Annotated in this window: 17 protein-coding genes; 6 read left to right on the top strand and 11 right to left on the bottom strand. The window is 70.8% G+C overall.

The features are described from left to right. Positions 1 to 7: 7 nt before the first annotated feature. Positions 8 to 1,066 carry an anthranilate phosphoribosyltransferase gene (gene trpD / locus ACUXPL_RS08515; RefSeq protein ID WP_180535626.1) on the bottom strand — a complete coding sequence of 353 codons (1,059 nt, stop codon included), beginning with the start codon at positions 1,064 to 1,066 and terminating at the stop codon, positions 8 to 10. Between the two features lie 190 nt (positions 1,067 to 1,256). On the opposite strand from trpD, the gene ctaE reads away from it, so the two are divergent. The 4 genes from ctaE to qcrB all read left to right on the top strand — a co-directional run bounded on the left by ctaE (position 1,257) and on the right by qcrB (position 5,634). After that, the gene (ctaE, locus tag ACUXPL_RS08510) at positions 1,257 to 1,895 is read left to right on the top strand and encodes an aa3-type cytochrome oxidase subunit III (RefSeq protein WP_454183205.1); all 639 of its coding nucleotides are present in this window, start codon (positions 1,257 to 1,259) and stop codon (positions 1,893 to 1,895) included. Between the two features lie 86 nt (positions 1,896 to 1,981). Continuing rightward, positions 1,982 to 2,788, top strand: a complete 807-nt coding sequence (gene qcrC, locus ACUXPL_RS08505; RefSeq protein ID WP_036315101.1) for a cytochrome bc1 complex diheme cytochrome c subunit — start codon at positions 1,982 to 1,984, stop codon at positions 2,786 to 2,788. A 69-nt stretch (positions 2,789 to 2,857) separates the two neighbouring features. Then, positions 2,858 to 3,934, top strand: a complete 1,077-nt coding sequence (gene qcrA / locus ACUXPL_RS08500; protein ID WP_180535627.1) for a cytochrome bc1 complex Rieske iron-sulfur subunit — start codon at positions 2,858 to 2,860, stop codon at positions 3,932 to 3,934. A 5-nt stretch (positions 3,935 to 3,939) separates the two neighbouring features. Further along, complete coding sequence (qcrB, locus tag ACUXPL_RS08495; RefSeq protein ID WP_180535628.1) at positions 3,940 to 5,634, top strand: cytochrome bc1 complex cytochrome b subunit; 1,695 nt, start codon at positions 3,940 to 3,942, stop codon at positions 5,632 to 5,634. Between the two features lie 1,327 nt (positions 5,635 to 6,961). Here qcrB and ACUXPL_RS08490 read toward each other — a convergent pair. The 5 genes from ACUXPL_RS08490 to ACUXPL_RS08470 form a co-directional block, all read right to left on the bottom strand. Then, positions 6,962 to 7,363, bottom strand: coding sequence for a cytochrome c oxidase subunit 4 (locus ACUXPL_RS08490; protein WP_454183203.1), 402 nt, complete (start codon positions 7,361 to 7,363; stop codon positions 6,962 to 6,964). Beyond that, positions 7,360 to 9,069 carry an aa3-type cytochrome oxidase subunit I gene (gene ctaD / locus ACUXPL_RS08485; RefSeq protein ID WP_180535630.1) on the bottom strand — a complete coding sequence of 570 codons (1,710 nt, stop codon included), beginning with the start codon at positions 9,067 to 9,069 and terminating at the stop codon, positions 7,360 to 7,362. Before ctaD ends, ACUXPL_RS08490 begins: the two co-directional genes overlap by 4 nt. Continuing rightward, positions 9,069 to 9,986, bottom strand: a complete 918-nt coding sequence (gene ctaC, locus ACUXPL_RS08480) for an aa3-type cytochrome oxidase subunit II (RefSeq protein WP_420826556.1) — start codon at positions 9,984 to 9,986, stop codon at positions 9,069 to 9,071. Before ctaC ends, ctaD begins: the two co-directional genes overlap by 1 nt. Positions 9,987 to 10,263: 277 nt before the next feature. Next, complete coding sequence (gene erpA, locus ACUXPL_RS08475; RefSeq protein WP_002854644.1) at positions 10,264 to 10,656, bottom strand: iron-sulfur cluster insertion protein ErpA; 393 nt, start codon at positions 10,654 to 10,656, stop codon at positions 10,264 to 10,266. 121 nt (positions 10,657 to 10,777) lie between these two features. Next, entirely contained in the window at positions 10,778 to 12,181 is a 1,404-nt protein-coding gene (locus ACUXPL_RS08470) for a M20/M25/M40 family metallo-hydrolase (protein WP_454183200.1), read from the bottom strand. Positions 12,182 to 12,261: 80 nt separating this feature from the next. Between ACUXPL_RS08470 and ACUXPL_RS08465 the strand changes: the two genes are divergently transcribed. Next, the gene (locus ACUXPL_RS08465; protein ID WP_180535632.1) at positions 12,262 to 12,885 is read left to right on the top strand and encodes a DUF3043 domain-containing protein; all 624 of its coding nucleotides are present in this window, start codon (positions 12,262 to 12,264) and stop codon (positions 12,883 to 12,885) included. Between the two features lie 66 nt (positions 12,886 to 12,951). Here ACUXPL_RS08465 and ACUXPL_RS08460 read toward each other — a convergent pair whose 3' ends face one another. Further along, positions 12,952 to 14,079 (bottom strand): quinone-dependent dihydroorotate dehydrogenase, encoded by a 1,128-nt coding sequence (locus ACUXPL_RS08460; protein ID WP_454183198.1) that lies wholly within the window; start codon positions 14,077 to 14,079, stop codon positions 12,952 to 12,954. 55 nt (positions 14,080 to 14,134) lie between these two features. Here ACUXPL_RS08460 and ACUXPL_RS08455 point away from each other — a divergent pair, with 55 nt between their 5' ends. After that, entirely contained in the window at positions 14,135 to 15,244 is a 1,110-nt protein-coding gene (locus ACUXPL_RS08455) for an alpha/beta hydrolase (protein WP_454183196.1), read from the top strand. Here the strand turns inward: ACUXPL_RS08455 and uppS are convergent. From uppS to era, 4 genes are all read right to left on the bottom strand, one after another. Then, entirely contained in the window at positions 15,184 to 16,047 is an 864-nt protein-coding gene (uppS, locus tag ACUXPL_RS08450; protein WP_454183194.1) for a polyprenyl diphosphate synthase, read from the bottom strand. The two genes, ACUXPL_RS08455 and uppS, sit on opposite strands and share 61 nt — an antisense overlap. Further along, on the bottom strand, positions 16,044 to 16,865 hold the full coding sequence (recO, locus tag ACUXPL_RS08445) for a DNA repair protein RecO (protein ID WP_206397071.1): 822 nt from the start codon (positions 16,863 to 16,865) through the stop codon (positions 16,044 to 16,046). The genes uppS and recO overlap by 4 nt, the downstream gene beginning before the upstream one ends. After that, a complete protein-coding gene (gene leuA, locus ACUXPL_RS08440) occupies positions 16,862 to 18,595 on the bottom strand; it encodes a 2-isopropylmalate synthase (protein WP_454183192.1) in 1,734 nt (577 codons plus the stop codon). Before leuA ends, recO begins: the two co-directional genes overlap by 4 nt. Positions 18,596 to 18,933: 338 nt before the next feature. Then, positions 18,934 to 19,899, bottom strand: coding sequence for a GTPase Era (gene era / locus ACUXPL_RS08435; RefSeq protein ID WP_454183190.1), 966 nt, complete (start codon positions 19,897 to 19,899; stop codon positions 18,934 to 18,936). Between the last annotated feature and the right edge of the window lie 9 nt (positions 19,900 to 19,908).

The following is a 19,908-nucleotide window of genomic DNA, read 5'->3' as shown; positions in this document are numbered from 1 at the left end:
CGCACCATCAGGACCGGGAGAAGGCGACCCAGCGGTCCAGGACGTCACGCGCGGCGCCGGAGTCGATCGACTCGGCGGCCCGCGTCATGTTGGCCGCCAGTCGCTCCATCAGCGGCGCGTCCGCGTCGCGGTCCCAGGCCGTCAGGCCCGCGGCCGCGTTGAGGAGGACGGCGTCGCGGATCGGACCCTTCTGCCCCGCCAGCAGAGCGCGGACGAGGGTCGCGTTGTAGGCGCCGTCCCGCCCTGCCAGGGCCTGAACGGGGGCCAGGTCGACGCCCAGCTCGCGGGGATCGAGCTCGTGGGTGCTCACACCGTCCCGGACCTCCATGACGGTCGACGGCCCCGACGTCGTGATCTTGTCCCGGCCGTCCGCCCCGCGGAAGACGAAGCCGCGCACCCCTCGGTCCGCGAGCACCTGGGCGAGCAGCGGGACCATGGCCTCACTCGAGCAGCCCAGGGCCTGGGCGGTGACCTGGGCCGGATTGCTCAGGGGGCCGAGGAAGTTGAACACGGTGGGCACGCCGAGCTGCTTGCGCACCGGGGCCACGTACTTCATGGACGGGTGGTAGTTCTGGGCGAAGAGGAACGTGATGCCCACGGCCTCGGCGCACTCCTCGGCCTTCCGGGCCGGCATGGACAGGTCCACGCCGAGGGCTTCGATCACGTCGGCCGCGCCGGCGGTGGACGAGGCGCCGCGATTCCCGTGCTTGACGATCCGCGCGCCCGCACCGGCGGCCACGAGCGAGGACATCGTGGAGAGGTTCACGGTCCCCAGGCGGTCACCGCCCGTGCCCACGACGTCGAGGGTCTCCCCCGGCACGTGCACCGGGTTCGCCGCCTGCACCATCGCCTCGGTCAGGCCGCGCAGCTCCGGCACCGTCACCCCCTTGGCGGCCAGGGCGAGGAGGAATCCCCCCACCTGCCCCTCGGTGGCATCGCCGGCCATCATCTCCCCCATGGCCCACGCGGCGACGTCGTCGCTGAGGTCCTCACCGAGGGTGAGGGCGCGGAAGACCTCCGGCCAGGAGGTCCCAAGGACTGCTGCGGTGTTCTCGGGGGTGCTCACGCACTGAGCCTAGCGGCCCGGCCGCACCCGGGACCGCGCCATGTCATGCGCCGCACGCCCCGAACCTGAACATCCCCTGGATGCCACCCCCCGACTGCCACTGAAACCCCCCGACGGTGCTGACGACCTGTCCTGCGACACGGTAGGTTCGATTTACCGCCCGGGCGGTGTTTGGGGCCATAATGGCTGGGTGACCACAGCTAACCCCACTCTCCATCAGCCCACCACGGGGCTCCCGAGCCGGCCGAACATGGTGCAGGTCGGGACCATGGTGTGGCTTGCCAGCGAGCTCATGTTCTTCGGTGGGCTCTTCGCCATGTACTTCACCCTTCGCTCCACGTCTCCGGAGCTCTGGGCCGAGCACACCGCGATCCTCAACGTCCCGCTCGCCGCGGTGAACACGACGATCCTGGTGCTCTCCTCCGTCACCGCCCAGTTCGGCGTCCTCGCCGCCGAGCGCCTTCAGCCCCGCCGCACCGGCGGCTTCCTGCAGTTCGGGAAGTGGGGCATGGTCGAGTGGTTCATCCTGACCTTCATCATGGGCTCGATCTTCGTGGCGGTGCAGTCCTACGAGTACGCGGCCCTCGTCTCCGAGGGTGTGACCGTCGCGGCGAACGCGTACGGCTCGGCGTTCTACATCACCACCGGCTTCCACGCCATCCACGTGACCGGCGGCCTGATCGCGTTCCTCTTCATCATCGGCCGCGCCTACATGGCCCGCCGCTTCGGCCACCACGAGGCCACGTCGGCGATCGTCGTGTCCTACTACTGGCACTTCGTGGACGTCGTCTGGATCGCCCTGTTCTTCATCGTCTACTTCCTGAAGTAAGACGACCCCCCACTCACCGCACCGACTTCAGGCCCGGGCCGGCAGCATGAGCGGCCCGCCCCGGAAGAGAACGATAGGAAACCCCCGTGAAGGCACTTTCGCAGAACCGACGCCATCCCCTGATGGGGCTGGCGCTCCTCCTGCTGGGACTCCTGGTGACCGGCGGACTGTACTCCGTCGCGAGCACCGTGAACCAGGCGCAGGCGGCCACGCAGGTCACCGCGGCCGCCTCGGCTGATGACATCTCCGAGGGCGAGAAGCTCTTCAACGCGAACTGCGCCTCGTGCCACGGCACGGGTGCCGCGGGGGGCCCCTCCGGCCCGTCCCTGATCGGTGTCGGCGCTGCCTCCGTCGACTTCCAGGTGGGCACCGGCCGCATGCCGATGCAGATGAACGGCCCGCAGGCCCAGGTCAAGCCGAACCAGTTCAACGACGAGCAGACGGCCCAGCTCGCCGCCTACGTCGCCTCGCTGGGTGCCGGCCCCGCCGTCCCCGAGGACGAGTACCTGGATGTGAACCACGAGGACGTGGACATCACCCGCGGCGGCGACCTGTTCCGCATCAACTGCGCCATGTGCCACAACGCGGCCGCGGCCGGCGGTGCGCTCACCCGCGGCAAGTACGCCCCCTCTCTGCAGGGCGTGGAGGAGAAGCACATCTACGAGGCCATGGAGACCGGCCCGCAGAACATGCCGGTGTTCTCCGACTCGAACATCAAGCCCGAGGACAAGCGCGACATCATCGCCTACCTGAAGACCATCGAGAACCAGGGCTCCCCCGGCGGCCTCGCCCTCGGCTCGCTCGGCCCCGTCTCCGAGGGCCTGTTCATCTGGACCGCTGGCCTGGCGCTGATCATCGGCTTCATGGTCTGGCTCACCAGCCGGTCCTCCTGATCCCGTCGGCGCAGGCGCGCCGACCACCCGTCATCGACATTCATCACTCGAGTAAAGGAAACAGGACATATGGGCGAGAAAGGCTTTGAAGGGGCCGAGCAGCGCTCGGGTTCCCTCGAGCACGCCGGCGAGGACGCGCCCCGGTACGCGATCGACAACCCGGGCCTGCCTCCGCACCGTCCGCGTCTGGCCGATGAGGATCCGAAGGCTGCGAAGCGCGCCGAGCGTCAGGTCTCGGTCATGTTCCTCATCTCCATCGTGGGCACGGTGCTCTTCTTCATCGGCTACTTCGGTGTGGGGCAGATCGGCAACGGTGAGGCGTTCAGCAAGATCTACCTGCAGAACCTGCTGCTCGGCCTGGGCACCGCCCTCGCCATGTTCGGCATCGGCATCGGCGTGGTGCACTGGGCCAAGACCCTGATGCCGGACCACGAGACCGTGGAGGACCGTCACGAGATCCGCTCGGAGGACGACCGCGTGGCCGCCACCGGGATGATCTCCGAGATCCTGGACGAGTCGCAGATCAAGCGCCGCCCCCTGCTGCGCAACACCCTGATCGGCGCCGCCCTGCTGGCCCCCCTGCCGTTCATCGCCGTGTTCCGCGATCTGGACGACTCGGACAACTTCTCGGACGAGGAGGCCCACAACTTCGGTCCGGAGCGTCTGCGCCACACCATGTGGGCCGAGGGCGTGCGCCTCGTGCGCGACCCCACCGGCTCCCCCATCAAGGCCTCGGACGTCACGCTCGGCTCCGCCGTGCACGTCATCCCCGACGGGCTGAACGACCTGGGCCACGACAAGCTCAACCAGAAGGCCAAGGCCGTCGTCCTGCTCATGCGCCTTGACCCCGCCAAGGTGAAGATCACCCCGGGTCGCGAGGATTGGAACGTGGACGGGATCTTCGCCTACTCCAAGGTCTGCACGCACGTGGGCTGCCCGATCGCCCTGTACGAGCAGCACACCCACCACCTGCTCTGCCCCTGCCACCAGTCGACCTTCGACCTGACGCAGGAGTGCAAGGTCATCTTCGGCCCGGCCAGCCACGCGCTGCCGCAGCTGCCGATCACCGTGGACGACGAGGGCTACCTCGTGGCCCAGAGCGATTTCCATGAGCCCGTCGGGCCTGTCTACTGGGAGCGTGGCTGACACCTATGAGCACCACCGTGAATGAGTTCCAGCCGGCGACCACGACCGGCCGCATCGCCAACTTCGTCGACACCCGCATGGGCATGTCGCCGATCGTGAAGTTCTTCGGCCGCAAGATCTTCCCGGACCACTGGACGTTCATGTTCGGCGAGGTCGCCCTGTACAGCTTCGTCATCCTGCTGCTGTCCGGCGCATTCCTCACCCTCTTCTTCGATCCCTCCATGTCAGAGGTCGTCTACGACGGGGCCTACGCCCCGCTGCGCGGCATCGAGATGTCCGCGGCCTACGCCTCGACCCTCGACATCTCGTTCGACGTGCGCGGCGGTCTGTTCATGCGCCAGCTGCACCACTGGGCCGCGCTGATGTTCGTGGCGGCCATGTCCGTGCACATGCTGCGCGTGTTCTTCACCGGCGCGTTCCGTCGCCCGCGTGAGCTGAACTGGCTGGTCGGCTGCTTCCTGCTGATGGCCGGCTGGGCTGCCGGCTTCACCGGCTACTCCCTGCCCGACGAGGTGCTCTCCGGCAATGGCCTGCGCATCATCGACGGCATCCTGAAGTCGCTGCCGCTGGTCGGCTCGTACCTCTCCGCCTTCTTCTTCGGCGGCGAGTTCCCCGGCCACTCGGTCATCGGTCGCCTGTATGCCCTGCACATCATGATCGTGCCGGCCGCCATCCTGCTGCTGATCGGCATCCACCTGTTCATGGTCGTCGTGCACAAGCACACCCAGTACCCGGGCCCGGGCCGCACCGAGGACAACGTGGTCGGCTATCCGGTGGGCCCCGTGTACGCGGCCAAGGCCGGCGGCTTCTTCTTCATCGTGTTCGGTGTGCTCGCGCTCATCGCCTCCACGGTGACGATCAACGCCAACTGGAACTACGGCCCGTACGATCCGTCCCCGGTGCAGGCCGGCACCCAGCCCGACTGGTACATCGGCGTGTTCGACGGTGCCCTGCGCCTCATGCCGGGCATGATCGGCGACTACTCCTTCCTCTGGAACATCCCGATGCCGTGGGGCTCCTCGGTGTCCCTGCCCATGGGCGTGCTCGTGCCGCTGATCCCGGTCGGCGCCCTGATCGTCGGCATGTGCGCCTGGCCCTGGATCGAGCGGTGGATCACCAAGGACAACACCGAGCACCACCTGCTCGACCGTCCGCGCAACGCCCCGGCCCGCACGGGCATCGGCGTGGCCGCCGTCGTCTGGTACTGCGTCATGTGGGCGGCCGCGTCCTCGGACCTCATCGCCACCCACTTCCACCTCTCCCTGAACGACGTGCTGTACGTGCTGCGCGCGCTGTTCTTCCTCGGCCCGGTGATCGCCTTCATCGTGACCCGCCGCATCTGCCTGTCCCTGCAGCGCAAGGACCGTGAGCTGGTGCTCCACGGCCACGAGGCCGGCGTCATCGAGATGTCCCCCGAGGGCGGCTTCCACGAGCGTCACCGCCAGCTCACCGACTACGAGCTGTACCGCCTGGTGTCCTTCGAGGACCGCCGCCCGGTGCCGGCCATCCCCAACCGCAACGGCAAGGTGGGCACGCTGGAGAAGGCCCGTGCCGGCCTGAACCGCATGTTCTACCAGGATCGCGTCGCCCCGGTCTCCCGCGAGGAGCTGGTGGAGGCCCGCACCCACGGCCAGCACGGCCACGAGGAGCACCCCGTGGAGCTCGGACACGGCTCGGACGCTCCTCGTCTGGAGCGCTGACCCCGGTCGGCTGATCCTCTGACGAAGGGCCCCGCGCACCACCGTGCGCGGGGCCCTTCGGCGTCTCGGGGCAGGCCGCCGTGGCAGCCGCGGGAGGGCCCCCGGAGGCCGCAGCGGGCGCCACGAGGCGGTCCAGCGCCCCGCCCCCCCGACTGCCGAGTCTCTGCGTCCTGCGCTGCGGGGTCCTCGTTCGGCGGCCACCTCGGGTGGGCGTGAGCAAAGTGGTGCGCCTCGCTCGTCGCGGCCGGCCGGTTCGGGCACGGACGGGCGTGCGTCCGCCGGTCCGCGACGGCGGATGCTGGGCGGACGCAGGTGGCGTTCCTCGGGGGCATCCCGAGAGACGGCCGGAGACGGGCGCCGTCGATGCTCTGGGTCCTCACGCGGTGTTCCTCCCACGCGGGCTCAGAGTAGGCGACCCGGCCTCCCGCCACGGGGCGGGTGCTGCGACGTCCGGTCAGTCTCGGAGGGAAGTCCGCGCTCGGGCCACGCTCATGCATGCCACTGCCCTCCCTGTAGCGTCCGCTGCGTCTGCCCGCCGCCAGCTGCGCCCGGACACGGTCGGACGTGGCGGCACCGGGCCGGGATCCTCCGCCTGCGTCCTCACCCCGGCCGGGGAAGACCGGCGCCAGAGGCCTCAGGGGGTCCTCGCCGCGGGCCGAGGGGCAGCGTGCACCTGCCGCTGAAGGACCTCGGCCGCGCGCCTGAGACGGTGGCGGCTGGCGTGCTCACGGCCGGCACACCGCCTGGCCCGGAACGAGGCGTGGGAGGACGAACCGGTCTGTCACCGCGACGCCGGTCTTGCTCGGGCGTGCACCTGCGAGGCCCAGCGACGCGAGGCGCCGGCGACGGGGGCGGGAACGACGACCACCGTCGGCTCCCTACCCCGGTGGGGACGCTCCCCGGGCCTGGCTGGCCCCAGGGGTGTCAGCGGCGTCCTGTCCCCTCCCACAAGACGCGGCGGTCTCCGGTCGCCCGGAGCGGGTGCGAGGCGCGCGGTCGCCGTCACGCGCGGGTCGTTCGGCCCGCTCCCCGGCCGTCCAGGGGTGAGGGCACGGACGCCTGACGCCTGACCCCTCGATGGCTGCCGACGCACGCGCCGACGTCGGGCGGCCTGCCCGGCACCGCGGCGTGGCGCGTGCACTGATCGTGCACGGCTCCCGCCTCCCTCCCCGCGGCGAGACAGGTCGTGGAGATCCGCCGCTGCAGCGTACGTCGAGCGTGGAGCGCGGCCGCCGCGACGGCGGACCAGCAGCGCGCATCGCACAGGGAAACGCCGCAGGCCGGACCCCCGAGGGGATCCGGCCTGCGGCGTTCGACGACGGTCGGGTCAGTGGGCGAACTTGCCCCGAGAGAACTCGTAGACCCACCCGAAAGTGAAGTAGGCACCCGCGATGATGCCGATGATGAAGACCCACCAGCCGACGGCCAGGCCGGTCACGATGATCGCGCAGGCGAGGCCGAGACCGAGCGGCCACCAGCTCCAGGGAGCGAAGGTGCCGTAGGTGCCGGCGTACTCGACGATCTGGCCGTCCTCGTCGTCGGCGGGGCCGACGCCGTGCTTCCGCTCGGCGGCGTTCAGGTACCAGGCGATCATCCAGGACATCCCGCCCAGGGCGTAGATCGCCGGGATGCCGGCCCACTCGGTCCACTCGTTCCAGAATCCGTACAGGGTTCCGGCACCCACGAAGAAGAGGCCGATCACCCAGAAGATATTCGCTGCGACCTTCACTGGGCCACCTTCTCTCCGAAGGCCTCAGTGGTGTGCTGAGGCGAGTGCGGGAAGAGCTCCGGGTGGTGCAGGTCCAGCGCCGGACGCTCCGAGCGGATGCGCGGCAGCGAGTGGAAGTTGTGCCGCGGGGGCGGGCACGAGGTGGCCCACTCGAGCGAGGCGCCGAAGCCCCACGGGTCGTCCACGGTGACCTTCTTGCCGTAGCGCGCGGTGATGTACACGTTCCAGAAGAACGGGATCAGCGACGCGCCGAGGACGAAGGAGAAGACCGAGGAGAACGCGTTCATCGCGTGGAAGCTGTCCTCCACCATGTAGTCCGCGTAACGACGGGGCATGCCGATGACGCCGAGCCAGTGCTGGATCAGGAACGTGCCGTGGAAGCCCACGAACAGCATCCAGAACTGGATCTTGCCGAGACGCTCGTTCAGCATCTTGCCGGTGAACTTCGGCCACCAGAAGAAGAAGCCGGCGAACATCGCGAACACCACGGTGCCGAAGATGACGTAGTGGAAGTGCGCCACGACGAAGTACGTGTCGGACACCTGGAAGTCCAGCGGCGGCGACGCCAGGATGATGCCGGTCAGGCCACCGAAGAGGAAGGTGACCATGAAGCCGAGCGTCCACAGCATCGGGGTCTCGAAGGTGATCGAACCGCGCCACATGGTGCCGATCCAGTTCACGAACTTCACGCCGGTCGGGACCGCGATGAGCATGGTCATCACGGAGAAGAACGGCAGGAGCACGGAGCCGGTCACGTACATGTGGTGCGCCCACACGGTCACGGAGAGGGCGGCGATCGCCGTCGTCGCGAACACGATGGACTTGTAGCCGAAGATCGGCTTGCGGGAGAACACCGGGATGATCTCCGACACGATGCCGAAGAACGGCAGGGCGATCACGTACACCTCGGGGTGGCCGAAGAACCAGAAGAGGTGCTGCCACAGGATGGCGCCGCCGTTCTCCGGGTTGAAGATGTGGCCGCCGAAGCGACGGTCCAGGCCCAGAGCGAAGAGCGCGGAGGCCAGCGGCGGGAACGCCATCAGGATCAGGATGCCGGTGATGAGCGTGTTCCAGGTGAAGATCGGCATGCGCCACATCGTCATGCCCGGGGCGCGCATCGTCAGGATCGTGGTGATGAAGTTGACACCGCCCATGATCGTGCCGAAGCCCTGGAGGGCCAGGCCGAACACCCAGAGGTCACCGCCGACGCCCGGCGAGTACGTGGTGTTGGAGAGCGGGGCGTAGGCGAACCAGCCGAACGAGGCCGCACCCTGCGGGGTGAGGAACCCGGCGGTCGCGATGAGGGAGCCGAACAGGAAGAACCAGAACGCCAGGGCGTTCAGACGCGGGAAGGACACGTCCGGAGCGCCGATCTGCAGCGGCACCAGCACGTTGGCGAAGCCCACGAAGAGCGGGGTCGCGAACATGAGCAGCATGAGCGTGCCGTGCATGGTGAACAGCTGGTTGTACTGCTCCTTCGTCTGCAGGATCTGCATGCCGGGCTCGAAGAGCTCCGCACGGATCATGAGGGCCATGACGCCGCCGATGCAGAAGAAGATGAAGGACGTGATCAGGTACATGTACCCGAGCACCTTGTGGTCGGTCGTCGTCAGCCAGCTGACGACGATCTTGCCCAGCGAACGGGGCACCACACGAGGCTGCGCCTGTGAGCGCACCTCATCCGTTGCGTACTCGTAAGTGGTCATCAGTGGCTACCTCCACCGCGGGGGGTCTGGAGATCGCGCTCCATCGTCCCGGCGCCGTCAGGGTTGTTGTTGGGGTTGCGGCTGTACTCTTCGCCCACCTGGCCCGGCTCCATCTCCTCGAGGTGCTGGACGAACTCCGCCTCGTCGACGACCTCCACGTTGAAGAGCATCTCGGAGTGGAACTCACCGCACAGCTCGGCGCACTTGCCGTCGTAGCTGCCCAGCTCCTGGGGGGTCAGGTACAGGTGGTTGGTCTTGCCGGGCACCATGTCGCGCTTCTGGAGGAACTGCGGGATCCAGAAGGAGTGGGCCACGTCACGGGACTTCAGCTCGAAGTGCACCGGCACGTCGTTCGGCAGGTACAGGACCGGGAGGGTGTCGCGCACGCCCTCGGTGCCGTCCAGCTGGGCCTGGATGCCGGAGTAGTGGGCCTCGATGACCTCGCCGTTCTCCTGCTCGTAGGAGTAGTTGAAGTCCCAGGACCACTGCTTGCCGTACACGGTGACGGTCAGCGGCGAGTCGTCCACGGGGCGGTCGACCTCGGTCTGGACGCGGTCAGTGAAGCCCCAGAGGGTGAAGACCATCAGGATCGGGATGGCCGTGAACATGGTCTCGAGCGGCACGTTGTAGGCCGTCTGCTTCGGGAAGCCCTGGTCGTTCTTGCGGCGGCGGTACGCCACCATGCACCAGATCATGGCGCCCCAGGCGAGCAGGCCGACGACCATGGCCGCGATCCAGGAGTTCACCCACAGGTCGGTGAGCTGGGCGTTGTGGTTGGTGGTGTCCCGGGTGCCGGGGTACCAGCCGCGCTGGACCTCTGCCGAACAGCCGGTCAGCACCAGGAGCGCCGTGGTGCCCACGGCACCGGCGGTCCAGCGGCGGCGAGTCCGACGTCCGGCGTCATTCTGTGCTCTCACAGACGGCCTTCCTCTTCATCTCGTGTGCGAGGGGCGTCCCCGCTCCCCCGGCGATTCGGCGACTTCTCGCAGCGTCCTCGCAGGGAGCACGGGTATGCCCTGATGATTCAGAGCCAGTCTAAGCCGAAACGCGCGGATTCTCCGCACCGTGACACGTGCCGATCGTGTCTGGGAGTCGGGTCCGAGCATCCTGGGTGCGACGCCCGGGCACGACGACGGCGGGCCGGCCGAGGCCGACCCGCCGGTTCGCGGTCGAGGCGCTCCGGGCGCCCGCAGATCAGTGGAAGGAGTCGCCGCAGGCGCACGAGCCGCCCGCGTTGGGGTTGTCGATCGTGAAGCCCTGCTTCGAGATGGTGTCCTCGAAGTCGATGGTCGCGCCCATGAGGTAGGGCACGCTCATCTTGTCGACGATCACCTCGACGCCGTCGTAGTCACGGACGGTGTCGCCGTCGAGGACGCGCTCGTCGAAGTAGAGCTGGTAGATCAGGCCCGAGCAGCCGCCCGGCTGCACGGCGACGCGCAGCCGCAGGTCCGTGCGACCCTCCTGCTCGAGCAGCGAGCGCACCTTGCCGGCCGCCACGTCGGTCAGCTCGACCTCGTGCGGGGGCAGGCCCTCGGCGTCCTGGGTCGCGCCGATCTCGACGCCGGTCTCCTCTGCGGACAGAGCCATCGTGACCTCCTCAGATCATGGGGCGCGGACGGGGCCGTCACGCGCGTGTGGTCCTACGGGCAACACTAGCCGCCCACGGAGCATTCCCGGCCCGCCGCACCGGCGGCGGACCGGGCGGCGCTCACGCGGAGAGCCGCGCGAGCCAGAGCGCCTCGGCCACGACGGCCCGCTGGAAGTCGTCGATGTGCAGCGACTCGTTGGCCGAATGCGCCCGCGTGTCCGGGTCCTCCACGCCCGTGATGAGGAGGGTGGCCTCCGGGAAGACCTCGGCGAGGTCCGCGGTGAACGGGATGGAGCCGCCCATGCCGATCGCCCGGGGCTCGACGTCCCAGGCGTCCTCCAGGGCGGCCATCATCGCGGCTGCGGCGGGGGCCGAGGTGTCCGTCGTGAACGGCTGACCGAACTCCCCCGCGGTGACCGTGATCTCCGCCCCGAGCACCGCCGCGGACTGCGCCTCCAGGTGGGCGCGCAGGGCCTCGAAGGCCTCCGCGGGGTCCATGCCGGGGCCCAGGCGCAGCGAGAACTTGGCGCGCGCCTCGGGCTGGATCGTGTTCGACGACTCCGCGACCGAGGGCGCGTCGATCCCGATGATGCTCAGCGCGGGAGCGTTCCACAGCCGATCCGCGACCGGACCGCGGCCGGCCAGGGTCACCCCGTCCAGCACGCCCGCGTCCGCACGGAAGACGTCCTCCGGGTAGTCCAGGCCCGCGGTCTGCCGCGGCTCGAGGCCGGGCACGGCGACCGCCCCGTCCGCGTTGTGGAGCGTGGCGATCAGCCGCGAGAGCAGGACGACGGCGTCCAGGACCGGCCCGCCGAACATGCCGGAGTGCACGGCGTGGTCGAGCACCCGGACGGTCACCGTGCCGTCCACCAGCCCGCGCAGGGAGGTGGTCAGCGCGGGCTCCCCCACGGCCCAGTTGGACGAGTCCGCGACCACGATCGCGTCGGCGTCGAGGCGCGCCCGGTGCTTCTCCAGGAAGGTGCGGAAGGTGGGCGAGCCGGCCTCCTCCTCGCCCTCGATGAAGACGCGGACGCCGACGCCGGCGTCGGGCAGGACGTCCCGCAGGGCGGCGAGGGCGGCGAGGTGGACCATGATGCCGGCCTTGTCGTCGGCGGCGCCGCGGCCGTACAGCCGTCCGCCGCGCTCGGTGGCCACGAGCGGCGGGGTGTCCCAGAGGTCCTCGTCCCCGATCGGCTGCACATCATGGTGGGCATACAACAAGACGGTTGGCTTGTCGGAGGCGCCGGGCTTCTCGCCGATCACCGCCGGCCCGCCGGGGCGGCCGTCGTCGCGGGTCTCGGTCACGATCTCCACATCCTGCAGGCCCGCCTCGCGCAGCAGGCCCGCGACGACCTCGGCCGACCGCTCGAGCTGGGCGCGGTCCGCGGAGTCCCAGGCGATGCCCGGGATCGCCACGAGGTCGGTGAGGGTCTGGAGGGTCGTCGGGAAGCGGGCCTCGACGGCCTCACGGACGGCGGAGACGAGGGCCGCGTCCTGCGGCGCACGGGAGGTGATGTCAGTCATGACGGCCAGCGTAGACGGCGGCCGGGCCGAGGGCCGCGCCTTCGGGCGGGCCGGATGCGCCCCACCACTAGACTGGACGGGTGTTCAAGCGAGACAAGACCCCCGAGACCGCGCCCGCCCCCTCGACTCACGGCTCCTCGGCCGCTCCCGCCGAGGGCGCCGCCGGGGCCGAGGCCGGGCCGCGCGACCGCTCGCAGGGCAAGAAGGGCCCGACTCCACGGCGCCGCGACCAGGAGGCCGCGCGCCGTCGCACCCTGGTCCCCGAGGATCGCAAGGCGGCCCGCAAGGCCGAGCGTCAGGCGATGGCCCAGGAGCGGATGCGCCAGCGCGCCGCGCTGGAGACCGGGGACGAGCACGGCCTCCCGGCGCGCGACAAGGGACCGCAGAAGCGCTGGGTCCGTGACTACGTGGACGCACGCACCGGCATCGGCGAGTGGCTCATGCCCGTCGTCTTCGCCTACGTCCTGCTCATGTTCATCCCCGGCCGCGAGGCGCAGCTGATCCTGATGATCAGCCTGTACGTCCTCGTGGCCCTCGTGCTCATCGAGAGCTTCATGGTCAGCCGGCACATCAAGAAGGGCCTCACGGAGCGCTTCGGCACGCCGGAGTCCGGGACCGGCTTCTACGGCATCATGCGGGCACTGCAGTTCCGCCGCCTGCGTCTGCCCAAGCCCCAGGTCAAGCGGGGCGAGTACCCCGCCTGACACGACACCGCGCCACGGCCCGGACCCCGGTGGGTCCGGGCCGTCGCGTCCCCGGCGAGCAGACCGTCAGCCCCGCAGGGACCGGGCCAGCCCGGCGGTGATCCGGCCGGCCCAGAACGGGCCCTCGTAGAGGAACGCGGTGTAGCCCTGGACGAGGTCCGCGCCCGCGTCGAGCCGGGCCTGGACGTCGTCGGCGTCCGTCACGCCGCCCACGCTGACGACGGCGGTGCCCGTCGGCAGCGCCGCCCGCAGGACCTCCAGCACCCGCATCGACCGTTCCTGCAGCGGGGCGCCGGACAGGCCGCCCGCACCCAGGGCGTCCACGTCGGCACGCGGGGTGCGCAGGCCCTCGCGGGAGACGGTCGTGTTGGTCGCGATGACGCCGTCGAGTCCGAGGCGCTCGGCGAGCGCCCCGACGGCGCGCACGTCGTCGTCCGCCAGGTCCGGGGCGATCTTCACGGTCAGCGGCACGCGACGGCCCGGGACCACACGGTCGGCCTCCTCGCGCACCGCCGTGAGGATCGGCTCCAGCGCGTCGATCTCCTGCAGCTGGCGCAGCCCCGGCGTGTTCGGCGAGGACACGTTGACCGTCAGGTAGTCGGCGTGGGGCGCGAGCAGGCGGGTCGAGGCCCGGTAGTCGTCCGCCGCGTCCTCGAGCGGGACCACCTTGGTCTTGCCGATGTTCACGCCCAGGACCGGCCGGGCCGGGCCGAAGCGGCGCTCCAGCGTCTGCCGGGTCCGCGCCAGGCGGGGGGCGACGGCCGCAGCGCCGTCGTTGTTGAAGCCCATGCGGTTGACCAGCGCCCGGTCGTCCACGAGACGGAACAGTCGGGGCTGCGGGTTGCCGGGCTGCGGCTGCGCCGTGATCGTGCCGACCTCGATGTGGCCGAACCCGAGGTCGACCAGGGCGGCGGTCCCCCGGCCGTCCTTGTCGAACCCCGCGGCCAGGCCGAAGGGCGTCGGGAACCGCAGGCCCATGACCGTGCGCGCGAGCATCGGGTCCGGGCGGAAGGCGGCGCGCAGGGCGGCGGACGCCCCGGTGCGCTCGGCCAGCCGGATCGCGTCGAAGCCCCGATGATGCGCCCGCTCCGCGTCCATGCCGCCGAACACGGCACGGAAGAAGGGCGGGTACAGGCGAGGCGCGCGGGAGGTCAGGAGGCCGTCGACGGCGGACTTGGGATCAGGCAGCTGCATGCCTCCATCCTCGCACGGGCCTCCCGCCCGCCCGGGGTCCTCCTACAGTGGTCGGATGGCCCGTGACCCGCTCCAGCCGCCGCCCCCGGACCGACCCGCCCCGCACGGCGCACCCGCCGGCGGACCGACGGAGGAGGACACCCGCCCGTTCCTCGACGATCCGCCGGGCCTGGGCTGGGTCCCGGACGGGCTGCCGGGCTTCGAACGATGCACCCTCGGCCTCGACACCGATGAACAAGGACAGAACCTTGTCACAGTGGTGCGTCCGCGCACCGACTCCGCCCGTGACCCGGCCCGGCGGCCCATCCTCTCGGTGCACGGCTGGAGCGACTACTTCTACAACGCCCCGCTCGCCCACGCGTTCGAGGCCGCCGGCTACGCCTTCCACGCCGTCGACCTCCGCCACTACGGCCGCTCGCTGCGCACGGGACAGACGCCCGGCTGGACGGACGACCTGGCCCGCTACGACGCGGACCTCGAGGCCGCGTTCGAGACCATCGCCCAGGACCACCCGTTGCCGCCCATCCTCATGGGCCACTCCACCGGCGGGCTGATCGCCGCGCTGTGGGCGGACCGGAATCCCGGCCGCCTCGCCGCGCTCGTGCTCAACAGCCCATGGCTGGAGATGCAGGGCAACGCGGGGGTGCGCCTGCTGGCGAAGTCCATCGTGGGGCCCGTCTCCGCCATGAAGCCCTACGCCATGCTCACACTGCCGCGCATCGACCACTACTGGCGCACCCTCTCGGACCAGGCCGAGGGCGAATGGGACCTGCACCCGCTCTGGCGTCCCCCGCACGCGTTCGAGGTGCCGGCCGCCTGGCTCAGCGCGGTCCTCTCGGGGCACCGGGCCGTGGCCGGGCGGCTCGACGTCACCGTGCCGATTCTCGTGCTCGTCTCCGCGCGCGGGCATCGGGGCACGTCCTACGACGAGGCGATGCTGACCTCGGACATCGTCCTGGACCCCGACGCCATGGCCCGCCGCTCCCTGCGGCTCGGCGACCGGGTGACCGTCCACCGGCTCCCCGACGCGCTGCACGACGTGTTCGCCTCCCCCGCGTCGGTGCGCGAGGCGGCCGGTGCCGCGACGCTCACGTGGCTGGGCGCCTACGCGCCGCCGTCGGCGTCCGAGGCCGAGTCCGCCGCGCCGGACGACGGCGCCGGCTGAGGGGTGTCCACGGCGCCGCCGTAGCGGCGGTCCCGTCGGGCGTAGGTCTCAACGGCGGCCCACAGGGTCCGCCGGTCGACGTCCGGCCACAGCACGTCCAGGAACAGCAGCTCCGCGTAGGCGGACTGCCACAGCAGATAGTTGGACAGGCGCTGCTCCCCCGAGGTCCGCAGGAACAGGTCCACGTCCGGGACGACGTCGACGTCCTGACCCGTGCGGAAGCCGCGGTCGAGGTAGCGGGTGATGACGTCCTCGCTGATCTCCCCCGGCCGCATCCGGCCGGCCCGGACCTCTTCGGCGATCGCCTGGACGCCGTCCAGGATCTCGGCCCGGCTGCCGTAGTTCACGCACATGTGCAGGGTGGTGCCGGTGTTGTGGCGCGTGAGCTCCTCGGCCTCCTGCAGCTCCCGGATCACGGGGGTCCAGAGGCGCGGGGCCCGCCCGTTCCACCGGATCCGCACGTTCCACGAGTGCAGGGTGTCCCGCTGCCGGCGCAGCACGTCCCGGGAGAAGCCCATGAGGAAGCGCACCTCCTCCGCCGAGCGCCGCCAGTTCTCCGTGGAGAACGCATACGCGGACACGTGGCCGATCCCCAGCTCCACCGCCCCGGCGACGACGTCCAGCAGCGCCACCTCGCCGGCCCGATGGCCCTCGGTGCGGGGCAGGCCGCGCTGGTTGGCCCACCGTCCGTTGCCGTCCATCACGATCGCCACGTGTCGGGGCACGAAACGTGGATCGATCCGCGGGGCGACCGCACCCGAGGGGTGCGGCGGCGGGGACTGCGGGGCACGGTCGGCGCTCATGGTCTCCTCTCGACGCGCGGGGCGGGGAGGCCGAGGTCCTGGTCCAGGACGGACAGGGACACCAGGCGCCGCTCGGCGTGGAACTGCAGGTACGCCGCCACGATACCGGCCGCCTCGCGGCGGGCGGGGGCCCCGGAGGCGTCCGCGGTGGCCCAGTCCCCCGCCGCGAGGGCCGAGAGCAGATCGAAGGTCTCCGGGGCCGGGTGCGCGGCACCGGGTGGCCTGCACTCGGGGCAGACGGCCCCGCCGAGGCCCACGTGCAGCGCCGTGTGCGGGCCGGGGGCGCCGCAGCGGGCGCACCGGTCGAAGGTGGGGGCCCAACCGGCCTGGGCGAGCGCGCGCAGCAGGAACGAGTGCAGGATCAGGCGTGGGTCGTGCGCACCGCGGGCCAGCGCGGCCAGCGCGCCGTGGAAGAGGCGGTACTGGGCGCGCCGACCGTCGTCGTCCACCGCGGGGACCCGCTCGACGGCCTCGGCGAGGGCGCCGGCGACGGTGTAGGCGTCGTAGTCGGCGGCCAGCATCGTCGCGTACGGGTGCAGCAGCTGCGCCTGGCTCACGGTGTGCAGCTCGCCCCGGCCGCGCGCGAGCTGGAGCGTGGAGTGCATGAACGGCTCCACCACCGAGCCCAGCCGGGAGGACGTCTTGCGCACCCCCTTGGCCACGGCCCGGACCAGGCCGTGCTCGGGGGTGAGCGCCTCGACGATGCGATCGGCCTCCCCCAGACGGTGGGTGCGCAGCACGATGGCCTCGGTGCGGAACGAGTTCGCCGCGTAGCCGCCGTGCCGCGCACCCCGCCGGGAGGAGCCGGAACCGCTCACGCGCGCAGGGCGCGGTTCACCGCGGACACCACGGCCTTCAGCGAGGCCGTGGTGGTGTTGTGGTCCAGACCGACGCCCCAGAGGACACGGTCGCCCACGGCCGCCTCCACGTAGGCGGCGGCCATGGCCGCGCCGCCCTCGGACAGCGCGTGCTCGGAGTAGTCGAGCACGCGGACGTCCACGCCCTCCTCGCCGAGGATGCGCAGGAACGCGTCGATCGGGCCGTTGCCCTGCGCCGTGCGGGTCTGCGTCACGCCGTCGACCTCGAGCTCGGCCTCCATCCGGAACGTTCCGTCCTCGCCGGAGGCCGAGGAGACCGAGCGGAGCCGGTAGTGGCCCCACTGCGCCTCCGCCGCGTCGGCGGGCAGGTACTCGTCCTGGAACACGCGCCACAGGTCGGCGCCCGAGACCTCGCCGCCCTGGGCGTCGGCCAGATCCTGGATGACGTGGGAGAACTCGATCTGCGCGCGGCGCGGCAGCTCCAGGTTGTGCTCGGACTTGAGCAGGTAGGCGACGCCGCCCTTGCCGGACTGCGAGTTCACGCGGATGACGGCCTCGTAGGAGCGGCCGATGTCCTTCGGATCGATGGGCAGGTACGGCACGGCCCACGGGATGCCGTCCACATCCGTGCCGGCCGCCTTCGCGTCGACCTCCATGGCCTCGAAGCCCTTCTTGATGGCGTCCTGGTGGGAGCCGGAGAAGGCCGTGAAGACGAGGTCGCCGCCCCAGGGCGAGCGCTCGGGCACGGCCAGCTGGTTGCAGTACTCGACCGTGCGCTTGATGTGGTCCATGTCGGAGAAGTCGATCATGGGGTCGACGCCCTGCGAGTACAGGTTCATGCCCAGCGTCACCAGGTCCACGTTGCCGGTGCGCTCGCCGTTGCCGAACAGGCATCCCTCGATGCGGTCCGCCCCGGCCAGGTAGCCCAGCTCGGCGGCGGCCACGCCCGTCCCGCGGTCGTTGTGCGGGTGCAGGGAGAGGATGAGCGAGTCGCGGTGCTCCAGGTTGCGGTGCATCCACTCGATCGAGTCGGCGTACACGTTCGGGGTGGACATCTCCACCGTCGCCGGCAGGTTCAGGATCATCTTGCGGTCGGTGGAGGCCTCCAGGACCGTGGCCACCTCGTCCGAGATGCGCCGGGCGAACTCGAGTTCGGTGCCCGTGTAGGACTCGGGCGAGTACTCGTAGGTGATCTGCGTGCCCTTGAGCTGCTCCTCGAACTTCTTCACCAGGCGCGCGCCGGAGGTCGCGATGTCCACGATCCCGTCCTCGTCCTGCCGGAACACCACGCGGCGCTGCAGCACCGACGTCGAGTTGTACAGGTGCACGATGGCCCGGTCGGCGCCCTCGAGCGCCTCGAAGGTGCGCTCGATCAGGTGCTCACGGGACTGGGTGAGGACCTGGATGGTGACGTCGTCCGGGATGTGGTCGCCCTCGATGAGCTGGCGGACGAAGTCGTAGTCGGTCTGCGAGGCGGAGGGGAAGCCGACCTCGATCTCCTTGAAGCCCATGCCGACGAGCAGCTGGAACATGCGCAGCTTGCGCTCGGGGCCCATGGGGTCGATCAGGGCCTGGTTGCCGTCGCGCAGGTCCACGGCGCACCACAGCGGCGCCTTCTCGATGACCTTGTCCGGCCAGGTGCGGTCCGGCAGGGCGACCTCGATCTGGTCCTGGAACGGGACGTACTTGTGGAACTTCATCCCCGACGACTTCTGCAGGTGGGCGCTCATGCGTGTTCTCCCCTCGACGTGCGCGCGGCGGGCGCGCGAAAGGTGGATGGTCGGTGGCCGGGCCGGGAGGTCAGGGACTCCGCACGGGGTGTCCGGTCCGGTGGGAGGCGTCCTGCCTCCGCGTGCGCTCAGGCGGCGTGGATCACGGCCTGGCACGGGGACCCCGTGCGGCCGGGAAGTAGCAGGCGGGCCGTGGCCGGCGCTGTCGTCGCGAGGCGGAGGGACATGCCCCCGACCCTAGCACCGAGGTGGGCCGGGCCACAGGAGGCCGTCCCCGTGTGACGCACGACGACGGCAGCCCGCTCCGGCGCGTGCGCGACCGGGCCGGGGCCTCGGGCTCAGAAGCCGAGCCGGCCGAGCTGCTTGGGGTCGCGCTGCCACTCCTTGGCGACCTTGACCCGCAGGTCCAGGTGCACCTTGGTGCCGAGCATCCGCTCGATGCCCGCCCGCGCCTGCGCGCCGATCTCGCGCAGCCGGGAGCCGCCCTTGCCGATGATGATGCCCTTCTGGCTGTCCCGCTCGACGAAGACGTTCGCCCACACGTCCATGAGGGGCCGATCCGCGGGGCGGTCCTCGCGCAGGGACATCTCCTCGACCACCACGGCCACCGAGTGCGGCAGCTCGTCGCGCACGCCCTCCAGGGCCGCCTCTCGGATGAGCTCGGCGACCATGACCGCCTCCGGCTCGTCCGTGAGCTCGCCCTCGGGGTACAGGGGCGGCCCGGCCGGCAGCAGGCTCGCGAAGACGCCCAGGACGTCGTCGACCTGGCGGTCGGCCACCGCCGAGACCGGCACGACGGCCGCGAAGCCCTCCCCGCCGTTCTCCGGCCCGAGGACCTCGTCGCCCAGCGCGGTCACGGCCACGAGCTGGGCCATGAGCTGCTCCGGGCCCACCTTGTCCGTCTTCGTCACCACGGCGACCACCGGGGTGCGGTGCAGGTACGAGAGCTGCTGGGCGATGAACCGGTCGCCGGGGCCGATCGCCTCGTCGGCCGGTAGGCACATGCCCACGGCGTCGACCTCGTTGAGCGTCTCCGCCACGAGGTCGTTGAGGCGCTCGCCGAGCAGGGTGCGGGGCCGGTGCAGGCCCGGGGTGTCCACGAGCACGAGCTGGAAGTCCTCGCGGTGGACGATCCCGCGGATGGTGTGGCGCGTGGTCTGCGGCTTGGAGGAGGTGATCGCCACCTTCTCCCCCACCAGCGCGTTGGTGAGCGTGGACTTGCCGGCGTTCGGCCGGCCCACGAGTGAGACGAAGCCGGAACGGAAGCCGTCCGCGGCGCGGGCCGGATCGACGAGATCGGTCATGGGGTCATC

It is taken from the genome of Micrococcus sp. 140720015-1, from assembly GCF_053627595.1.
The sequence above is the reverse complement of the archived record's forward strand: the minus strand, read 5'-3'. Positions and strand labels throughout refer to the sequence as shown.

Excerpts from the sequence above, each read along its gene's own strand:
- ACUXPL_RS08460 (WP_454183198.1), bottom strand. The coding sequence starts at position 14,079 with ATGCAGCTGCCTGATCCCAAGTCCGCCGTCGACGGCCTCCTGACCTCC.
- leuA (WP_454183192.1), bottom strand. The coding sequence starts at position 18,595 with ATGAGCGCCCACCTGCAGAAGTCGTCGGGGATGAAGTTCCACAAGTAC.
- qcrA (WP_180535627.1), top strand. The coding sequence starts at position 2,858 with ATGGGCGAGAAAGGCTTTGAAGGGGCCGAGCAGCGCTCGGGTTCCCTC.
- ACUXPL_RS08470 (WP_454183200.1), bottom strand. The coding sequence starts at position 12,181 with ATGACTGACATCACCTCCCGTGCGCCGCAGGACGCGGCCCTCGTCTCC.
- ACUXPL_RS08455 (WP_454183196.1), top strand. The coding sequence starts at position 14,135 with ATGGCCCGTGACCCGCTCCAGCCGCCGCCCCCGGACCGACCCGCCCCG.
- era (WP_454183190.1), bottom strand. The coding sequence starts at position 19,899 with ATGACCGATCTCGTCGATCCGGCCCGCGCCGCGGACGGCTTCCGTTCC.
- ctaD (WP_180535630.1), bottom strand. The coding sequence starts at position 9,069 with ATGACCACTTACGAGTACGCAACGGATGAGGTGCGCTCACAGGCGCAG.
- qcrB (WP_180535628.1), top strand. The coding sequence starts at position 3,940 with ATGAGCACCACCGTGAATGAGTTCCAGCCGGCGACCACGACCGGCCGC.
- uppS (WP_454183194.1), bottom strand. The coding sequence starts at position 16,047 with ATGAGCGCCGACCGTGCCCCGCAGTCCCCGCCGCCGCACCCCTCGGGT.
- erpA (WP_002854644.1), bottom strand. The coding sequence starts at position 10,656 with ATGGCTCTGTCCGCAGAGGAGACCGGCGTCGAGATCGGCGCGACCCAG.